Raw genomic sequence first — 9354 nt, 5'->3', positions numbered from 1 at the left:
AGGCATAGCTCGGCACGAAGGTGCCGCCTATATCGACCTTGTCGCGGCCGTAATCGACATTCCCCTGAAGCGTGAACCCGATCTGCTGACCCCAGATCACCATGTCCGAGACATCCAGGCGGCTGGCAGAACGGGTGAATTCTGCCCTCAGCTTGGTGAAGGCGACCTCGCTGGCGTCGATGCGTCCTCCCGCTCCGCCAACGCGATCGCCGGACAGGGCCGTCACTGCCTGCTCTCCGAGGACCCGCCGCAACGCCGGTTCGTCGCGCACGACGAAGTTGCGGAAGAGCAGCTCTCCGCTTTGGCGCGTGTCGCCCGGGCCCAGCGTCAGCACCAGATCGCCGCCGTGAGCCCGACGGTAGAAGTCAAAGAAGCGCAGCACCGAGCCGCCATTCTCCGACTGCAGGACAAGTGTGCCGGCGCCCTCACCTTGACGGGCCTGCCTTGCGGAAACGCTTGCCCGGCCGATACGACCGTCGAAACTCAGGGAGCGCAGGTCACCATTTCGCTTTGAGAACTTCAGCACTCCGTTGCCGATCGCCTCGTTGTTGAATCCGGTCAGGATCGGCACGTCGAGATCGACGTCGACATCGTTGCCGCGCGCGGCGTTCTTGTCGCCTCGCGCCGTCGGAGCCGCGCCGACCTGCAGGTCACGAATGAAGGGCCGTACATCGGCAACCTGCCCGCGGATCACCAGCTTCGTTACCGTTCCGTCACGCTTGGCCTCGACCTTGAGATTGTCGCCTGGGGATATCCGAAACTGCGAGAGGCTGGCCCCCTCGAACCCACTCTGCTTGTTGAGCTCGATCTTGCCACGGATCAGGACCGGCGACGCATCGAGCGTGAAATCATCGAGATCGGGACCATCGGCATCGACCAAGTAATTGAAGGTCGCCCGCCCCGCGCGCCCGGCGGGCTTGGCGAATCCGGGGATTACTCCGTCGATCGCCGCCTTGGTCAGATCGAGTTCGACACGCGGCGCGATTTCCGCGCCCTTGCCAAGCTGTTTCGATACCTTGACCTGCACGGGGCCGTTGACGCCGAGCTCCGGCCCGAAGCCGCGCTTCTGGCGGGCAGCGTTGTCGAGCGTGAAGGCGAGCGTCGCCTCGCCCTGTCCCTTCGTGTTCTGGCGGATCTCCATCTGCGCGCGTTCGCCGCCGACGCGGCCTTCGCCCCGGATCGAAAGGCCAGTTCGATCGAACCCGACCGTGAAATTGGCCGCTTCGAGCTTCTCGGTGGCGAGCAATGTATCCGAGGCAATGTTGGAGAGCGTGCCGGAGGTCTGGACCACGACATCGGAAGGCTGGATATCGTCGGCCATCGGCAAGGTGATGACGGTCTTCAGGTCACTGCTGCCCCGGATCGAGGCCGGATCGCCTGCTCCGGGATTGAACTCCTTGAGCGCGGGAAAGGTGAAGAGTGCCGCAACCGCGTCAGCCGGCCCGACGGAGCGGAAGCCGATCTTGGCCTGGGGACGCGGCGCCCAGGTATCGAGAATGCCAAAGCTGCCTTCGCTCAACGCGAGCTTTCGGCCATCACGCAGATCGGCTGTCGCCTTCGGGATGGTAAGCTGGACCGTCCGGCCGGTCGCGGTGCCGCTGACCGTGCCGTCGATCAGCGGCGGCAAACCGGGCCCCGGCAGATAGCGTACATTCGTCGCGTCCACCGTTACGAGCAGCGCCTTGTCGGGCATGCCTGCACCTTGCAGCATTCGGGCGTGATCTTCTGCCGGCAGGTCGACCTTGACATCCACCGCAGTGAGACGGCCTGCGGCCACCTCCCGGCTCAGCGAAGCGTGCAGATGGGGCGCAGTCCACTCCGGCCAGATTGCAAGGGCGGCCCGCGCGTCAGAATCCGTCGCCCGGATCCAGAACTGCTGATAGGGCGATTCGCCMCGCTTCTGCACAAGCCCGGTCATGTCGACCGCGATCAGCGGGCCGCGCAGTGAGAAACTCTCGATACGGACCTCCCCGGCCGAGCTGTCGAGGACGATGCCGCTCTGAATGCTGTCGATGGCGACCGCCGGATCCGAACCGACCCCGGCTATCTGTCCCTTGGCATCCAGCCCCACGCGCCAGACACCATTCTCTCCCCGCAAGCTGCCGGAACCACGCAGAACCGTCGGACCAGCCTTGAACTCCGCCGAGGTCACACGGAGATCAGCCAGCCCCGTTCCGCTCTCCAACTCGACATGGGCAGTATCGACCGAGATCGGTGCGACCGGGCTGTCGCGAAACGTGATCGTGCCAGGAAGGATGTCGAAGCGCGCCGACATCTTGCTTTCGCCGCCCGGGCGCTGAGCCAAGGAGATCTTGCCCTTCATCGGCAGCCCGTTGATCGCGACACTGGACGTGCCCACGGCGAGAGCAACAGCCTCGGCGGGCTCGAAGCGAACGACATCGATCTCCGCCCGCCGCGTTCCATCCGGATCGGCCGACAGGTCGATAGCGAGTTCCTTCCAGCGCGAGCCGGTCCGGCCCTTCATCGTGAGGCGGCTGACTCCGTTGCCGACACGCGACAATCTGATGTCGACATCCTCGAGACTGGTCCTCTGTCGACCATCGGGATCGACCAGGGCCAGCCTCGCTCCGCGCATGCCTGCCGTTTCGAGCGCGCCGAGAAGACCGTCTCCGGCCGCAACCGTCGCGACGGCTTCCATGATGTTGGTAAAGACGTTCCAATGGCTGGCATCTGGAATGGCGGGCGGCTGCACCACCGGTTCCGGAGGGGCCGCATCCGCATTCACGATCAATGCGCCGTCATGATTGACGCCGAGGCGCATGTTGACGCCACGCAGGTCGACCGACACCAGCCGGATTTCGCCGCGCAGCAGCGCCAGCGGCACATAACCGAGCACGGCCTCCGGAGCACGGAAGGCCGCACCGCTACGGTGACGGAACGAAACCTGCCTGACCCGGAGCTGGGCACGCCCGTCGATCCGGCTGAGCTCTGCGCTGCCAGCCTCGACCTGCCAGTCAGGACCGAGCCGTTCTGCAATCGCGGCCGAGATGCGGCCCTCCAGGCCCGAGAGCGGAATCATCCCGGTGACCAGCAGAGCGCCAGCCGCGCCCGCCAGCGTCACCACAGCGACAGCCACCGCCACCACGATCGTGACAAGCCCAGCCTTCGCGCGCCGCGCGACCGCAGCAACCTCGTCGCAGGTCGTGCTTTCGGGTGCCACAACCCGCGGCGGCTCCTGACCGACCTTGTCGTTACCTTCGTTCACCAAGGACTTTCGCGTTCTGAAAGGGGCCGAAATGCGACTTCGGTCCGGCTTCACCAGATTCTATGAGTCTTCGCCGGCTCTGAATGGCCGTATGCGGGTTACACGGATGTTGCGGCCAGACTAACCGATTCGGCTTCTGCTCCATCCAGGCTGGCTGGCGCATGAACGGGCGGCACACCCTGCCCATCGATTCCGTGCGCTCCTTGCAGCGCGATCGCGACGAAAGGAAGGCAATTCATGGGCTTGCAGGTGGGCGATCTCGCACCCGAATTCACATTGCCAAGGGATGGCGCAGGCACGATCTCGCTCGCCGACCTTAGGGGACGCAAGATCGTACTCTATGCCTATCCAAAGGACGATACCGAGAGCTGCACAAAGGAAGCCATTGCCTTCAATGGCTTGCATGCGGAGTTTGCCGCAGCTGGGGCCGAAATCGTCGGGATCTCTCCCGATCCGATCAAGCGTCACGATCGCTTCAAGCAGAAATATGCCCTCACCTTCCCGCTTGTCGCAGATGAAGCCCGCGCGGTGCTCGAGAACTACGGCATCTGGGTCGAGAAGAGCATGTATGGCCGCAAGTATATGGGGGTGGAGCGAACCACCTTTCTGATCGATCAGGACGGCCGCATCGTGCGGATCTGGCCCAAGGTGAAGGTCGCCGGCCATGCCGAAGAGGTGCTGGCGGCCGTTCGGGAGATGTGACACTCGCCGCAGAATGCTGAGCCGGCGCTGGCGATTTGCAAAGGATTAACCCTAACAAGGTCTACTCGCATCATCGGCAGCGTTACATCCGGTTTTGCGTATGACTCATCCCGCCTCGCCTGGCCCGGCCCTTCCCGTCACGGGACTGGCCTCACACAAGAGCTACACGATCCGCCGTTCGACAGCCTTCGCGGGGCTCTCGCTTCTGGCCCTTACGACCGCCTGGGGCGGTGTGACCGGCTGGTACATCCTCAGCAAGGACGATATCGCGGCGCGGCTGATCGCCCGCGAAACCACCCGGCAATATGCCTATGAAGACAGGATCGCGGCGTTGCGCGCCGATATCGACCGGCTCGCCAGCCGCGCCCTGCTCGATCAGGATGGCGTCGAGGCTCGTGTCGACGAACTGGCCACGCGTCAGGCCGAGCTGGAGAGCAAGCAGGCCCTGGTCGCTGCCGTCACCGAAACTCTGCAGGCCGGCGGCATTGCATCGCCTGCAAAGGTTCCACTGCGTTCACGCCTGATCAAGGCGGAGGAACCGATCCGCGCCTCCAGCGTCTCAAGCTTCGCGCCGATCACCTCAAGCAAGCCGATGCCCGCTCCCGACGCTCCCGGGCTCCGCAGCTCGGAAGAGCACAAGAGCGTCCCCTGGCAATCGGGCGAGGCGGAGGAAGCTCCGCAAGCACCCGCGCAACGCGTCGCAGAATCGCTCACCAGGCTTGACCAGTCGCTGTCGGAGACCGCAACGGCGCAACTCGCCGCGCTACGCCATATGGAACAGTCGCTCGCCGAATCTCAGAAAACACTGCGCGGGGCGCTGGCGGAGACCGGGCTCGACACCGACAAGCTTGCCGCCACGACGACGATCGCCAAGGGTGTCGGCGGCCCCTTCGTCCCCTTCAAGGTCGATGCGTCCGCCGGTCCCTTCGAGGCCACATTGAGCGCCCTGCAACCGCGCATATCGGCGGTCTACCGGCTGCGCGGTCTTGTCGAGCAATTGCCCCTTCGCAAGCCGATGCAGGGCGAAGTCGACATGACCTCGAACTATGGCTATCGCGTCGACCCGTTCACCCGCAGCCCGGCGATGCATACCGGCATCGACTTCCGCGCCGAAACCGGCACGCCGATCCGCGCCACCGCGCCCGGCAAGGTTGTCTCAGCTGAATATACCGGCGGCTACGGAAACATGGTCGAGATCGAGCATGCGGGCGGCATCACCACGCGCTATGCTCACATGTCTGCCATCAGCGTTTCGGCCGGACAAATGGTGACGAGCGGGACCGTGGTCGGCAAGGTCGGCACGACCGGGCGCTCGACCGGCCCACATCTGCATTACGAAACCCGGATCGAGGGCGAGCCCATCGACCCGACGCGCTTTGTCCGCGCCGGGAGCAAGCTCGCCAACCAGCTCTAAAGCATCGGCCCGAAAAGTGGATTGCAGTTTTCGGGTGAGCCGATGCAATCAAGGAAGGCTAGCCCATCGGACTGGATATAAAATCCGGTCTGATATGCTAGAAAGTCATCGTCGCCGCGTTGATGACGCCGGCCGCAAGCGAGGCGGCACCCAGGAACAGTGCGGCGGCCAGCTCACCGGCAGCGATCCGCGCTGACAGGTTGGGCAGCACGAGCCTGACCAGGAAATAGACCAGCAATTGCACCACGAGGGCGACAATGCCCCAGACCACGAGGTCGATGATCGTCGTTGCATGGACCACGGCGCTCGACAGCGGCAGAGCAAAACCCGTGAGACTCAGCCCCAGCGAGAGTGCCGCAGCGACGTTGTTGCGGCGGATCAGGCCGAATTCATTATGCGAGGTCGCCAGGGTGTAGATCAGCAGATAAACGGCGACGAGCCCGAGCGACGCTGAAAAGAAAAGTGCAAAATCCGGCAGTCGCGCCAAAGCTTGGCCGAGCATCGTCATCCCCTAAGTGATTCTGTGCGCGATCCTGCGCTTCAGTTCGCCTCGAACGCAACCATGCAACCCATGGCGGTGCTGGCCGGCACGACGATGCGACCACCGATCTGTCGCCACTCGACCTCAGCCGCGTCCAGAACCCCACGCACCCCATCGAGATCCTTCACCGCGACCGCGAATCCGGCGAAATGCRGATCCTTTCTCCCCTCCTCGACGCCGAAGAGCTGGTAGGCGGCATGCGGCGTCAGAATATCGACGCGGCCGCGCGGAAGGGCAGCGCTGATGCCGAGCGAATTGGATTTCAGACTGCGCTCGCCAGTGTAGGCCGAAAGGAAAACGTGGTGGTCGGTCGGGTTCTCCGCGACCATGACGGCAGAGGCCAATGCCTGTACGCCGTTCTGATGCTGCTGAAAGGCCGGATTCCAGAAATTCTGCGGCTCGTGCTGCTGGCAGACGAAGAAACCGCAAGCGGGCGCCGATGCGTTGCGGGCAAAGGCCAGCGAAAAGGCGACACGGACCTCGTTGCCATCAGGACTGCGCGCCTGACGCTCAAAGAGAAACGGCTCGTAGTCGCCGATGCCGGCTGCTTCGAAAATCTGCGCATCCGCCTTCGCATCGCGACTTTCGAGAACCAGCATCGACAGGCCTTCTGCTCGGGCGAGCTGATCGCGGACGAAGGCTCCGAAGGAAAAGCGCCGATGGGCATGGGGTGGAATGGCCCCGGAGTCGCCGATCGTGATCAGCTCCAGGAAGGCCCCCGGAAACTGGACGATGCGGTTCTCCGTGCCCCAGGGATGTCGATTGCGGGCTCCAACCCTGAAGCCCATCTTCGCATAGAGTTGGCCGGCAGCATCGAGGTCACGCACGCCGATGACGAGATGATCGAGGCCACGTGGCCGATTGGGCTGGGACATGTCGCGAATCGCCGTTGCTCAGGCCGCGCGTTGCGGTCTCAGGCGCCGGCTGTAGCAAGCTTTGCCGAAGCGGTCACGGCTCGATGTAATGCGGCACGAAGCGCGACGTATTCTTGGTGATCGGCGTCACATCCTCCCGGATGCACAGCCCGCAAGGCTGCGAGGCGACGAGCCATGAACCCAGCACGGCATGATACCCGGCGAAGGAGGCAAGCGCCGCGGCATCCTGAAGGATGAAACCCTCCGCCCCATAGGGACCGTCATCGCTGTCTAGCACCGTTCCGCGTTCGACCAGCGTGATGTTGGCGCCCTCGCGCGAATAGAGAGGCTTGCGGACATAGCGGGGATTGAGCTCCGCGCAACGCGGATCGCCCTCGAAGAAGGCGGGCAGCAGATTCGGGTGGCCGGGCTCCATTTGCCAGAGGCAGGCAAGCAGGCCCTTGTTGGAGAGAAGGGCCTTCCAGGGCGGCTCGATGAACTGGCAGCGCGAGCCGGCCAGAGCATCCGCGTAGCTCTCTCGGAAGAGCCACTCCCAGGGATAGAGCTTGAACAGTGTCTCGATCGGCAGATTGGCTCCGTCGCAGAACCGTCCGTCGGGAAGCAGTCCGATCTCCTCGATGAAGGTGAAACGCGCGTCGAGGCCGGCCTGCACGGCACAATCCTTGAGATAGTCGACGGTGCCCTTGTCTTCATTGCTGTTCTGGACGCAAGTCAGATGCAGTCGATAGGGCGATGGCTCGCGCAGGGCAGCAAAGGCCGCGATCAGCCGTTCGTGCAGCGAGTTGAACTGATCGCTATCCGGCGGGAGGGCACCCCGTGCCATGGCCTGCTCAAGCCAGTCCCATTGAACGACGCTCGATTCGAACAGTGCGGTGGGCGTATCCGCGTTGTATTCCAGCAGCTTGGCCGGCCCGCTGCCGTAATAGGCAAGATCGAGCCGGCCGTAGAGGTTGCGATCGCCGCGCTGCCAGCTGTCGCGGATCAGTGGCCAATGCGGCGGCGGAATTGCGAGCCGGGTCAGGATCTCCTCGTCGGCGATCGCGCGTTCGACGAAAGCGAAACAAAGCTGTTCGATCTCGCCTGTCGGCGCTTCGATATCGCGCTCGATCTCCTCGAGCGTAAAGGCGTAGGCAGCGCTCTCGTCCCAATAGGTCTCGCCGTCGAGCGTGTGGAAAGCGAAGCCCAGACGCTCGACCTGAGCCTGCCAATCCCGACGAGGTGAGAGTTCAACCCGCCGCATCTCAGGACGACGAGGAGGAACTGTAGGAGCGGGAGGTCGAGCCGAAACCGCCGCGGGAGGCAGCGCTTGGCATGCTGGCGACCCCGGTCGACGAGACATTGCGCGCGACCAGCGCCTGTCCCGCGGTTGTCGAATAGGCGCGTGAACTTCCGACTCGGCCGCCTCCCCCTCCGGAGGACGATGACGACGAGGACCGGGCCTGCTGACATTCCTCGGCCACACTGCCAGTCGGGCAGGCCTGACGCGTCGGCGGCAGGAGCGGCTGGGCTGCACCACCACCGCTCTGCGCGAAGCTGCGCGCGAGCATGATTCCGGCAAGCGCCGGAACAACGGCCTGCGCGCCGTTCCAAACCGCGCTCTGACAGGAGCCGGAGCCATACTCGGCTTCGCATGCGCTGGTGCTGGTGAACTTCTTCGCGTCGCGGAGTTGATTTGCGGAGGCTTCGTTGAAGCGCTGCTCACATTGGCTGCCGGACATCTGCCCGGCGGCGCGACAATCGGCGAGCGAGTTATAAACGAGGGTATCCTCCACATCGTCTTCCGAGCGCGGCCACGCTATCGCGACCAGCACCACCCCCACTGCGGCCAATCCGATCTGCGAGGAGCGTTTCATGACCGCCTCCCCTCAAACCGTCATGCTGGCGGCCGCCAGCGTGCCGCTGATCACCGCGATCACCGCCAGCATTGCGGCGGACGGGAGGCGATCCTCCTGGATCTTCTTCGAGAGGTCAGGGATCAGGACGCGGGCGAGCCCATAGGCCGCGAACTGGATCAGCATCGCGGCAAGCGCCCAGAGCACGCAGTCCGCAATGCTGCTCGCCTGAGCGATCGCCCTTTCGAGCGGGATCGAGAAGCCGGCGAGATTGCCGCCTAGTGCTATCGCAGCGGAGAGATTGCCTGCCCGGATCAGTGCGATTTCGTCATGCGCGGTCAATCGCATATAGATGAGAGCGAAACCCGTGATCAGCGCCGATCCGACCACGAAATACAGCAAAAAAGCCGGCAAACCGGCCATCGAGACCGCCATATCGCTCCCCCCGAGTCGCAACGCGACTATAAGCCGCCAGCGCGGCTGCACCAGCGGCTTGTCGGAGGTATCCAGGCACTTGATCAGGCGGGCAGCTCGCGCCGCCCGGTTCGGATCAGACCAGGCGGCTCTGCACCACCGCCGCCTCGACGAAGCTGGCGAAAAGCGGGTGAGGCTCGAATGGCCGCGACTTCAGCTCGGGATGATACTGCACGCCGATGAACCAGGGATGGTCGGGATATTCGACCGTCTCGGGCAGAAGCCCGTCTGGCGAAACACCGCAGAACTTCAGGCCATTTGCCTCAAGCCGCTCGCGATAGCCCATGTTG

Annotated in this window: 9 protein-coding genes; 2 read left to right on the top strand and 7 right to left on the bottom strand. The window is 64.1% G+C overall.

What is annotated here, in order from left to right; genetic code table 11:
• Positions 1-3226, bottom strand: a 3226-nt coding sequence (locus AC1D34_RS28800) for a hypothetical protein (RefSeq protein WP_476826052.1), incomplete at its 3' end; no start/stop codon positions are given.
• Between the two features lie 237 nt (positions 3227-3463).
• Here AC1D34_RS28800 and AC1D34_RS28795 point away from each other — a divergent pair.
• Together AC1D34_RS28795 and AC1D34_RS28790 are read left to right on the top strand one after the other, a co-directional pair.
• A complete protein-coding gene (locus AC1D34_RS28795) occupies positions 3464-3928 on the top strand; it encodes a peroxiredoxin (protein ID WP_441491795.1) in 465 nt (154 codons plus the stop codon).
• Between the two features lie 100 nt (positions 3929-4028).
• Entirely contained in the window at positions 4029-5342 is a 1314-nt protein-coding gene (locus AC1D34_RS28790; RefSeq protein WP_441491796.1) for a M23 family metallopeptidase, read from the top strand.
• 97 nt (positions 5343-5439) lie between these two features.
• On the opposite strand, the gene AC1D34_RS28785 is transcribed toward AC1D34_RS28790, so the two are convergent.
• The 6 genes from AC1D34_RS28785 to AC1D34_RS28760 form a co-directional block, all read right to left on the bottom strand.
• Positions 5440-5844, bottom strand: a complete 405-nt coding sequence (locus tag AC1D34_RS28785) for a DUF350 domain-containing protein (protein ID WP_441491797.1) — start codon at positions 5842-5844, stop codon at positions 5440-5442.
• Between the two features lie 38 nt (positions 5845-5882).
• Positions 5883-6758: a VOC family protein gene (locus AC1D34_RS28780; RefSeq protein WP_476826051.1), complete on the bottom strand. Its 876-nt coding sequence runs from the start codon at positions 6756-6758 to the stop codon at positions 5883-5885.
• 73 nt (positions 6759-6831) lie between these two features.
• Positions 6832-7998, bottom strand: a complete 1167-nt coding sequence (locus tag AC1D34_RS28775) for a glutathionylspermidine synthase family protein (RefSeq protein ID WP_441491799.1) — start codon at positions 7996-7998, stop codon at positions 6832-6834.
• Between the two features lies 1 nt (position 7999).
• Complete coding sequence (locus tag AC1D34_RS28770) at positions 8000-8611, bottom strand: DUF1190 domain-containing protein (protein WP_441491800.1); 612 nt, start codon at positions 8609-8611, stop codon at positions 8000-8002.
• A 12-nt stretch (positions 8612-8623) separates the two neighbouring features.
• Complete coding sequence (locus AC1D34_RS28765) at positions 8624-9013, bottom strand: DUF350 domain-containing protein (RefSeq protein WP_441491801.1); 390 nt, start codon at positions 9011-9013, stop codon at positions 8624-8626.
• Between the two features lie 127 nt (positions 9014-9140).
• Positions 9141-9354: glutamine amidotransferase-related protein (locus AC1D34_RS28760; RefSeq protein WP_476826050.1), on the bottom strand; the 214-nt coding region annotated here is incomplete at its 5' end.

Source organism: Allobosea sp. P1_A7 (assembly GCF_056406775.1).
This window is presented reverse-complemented; position numbering and strand designations above follow the sequence as displayed.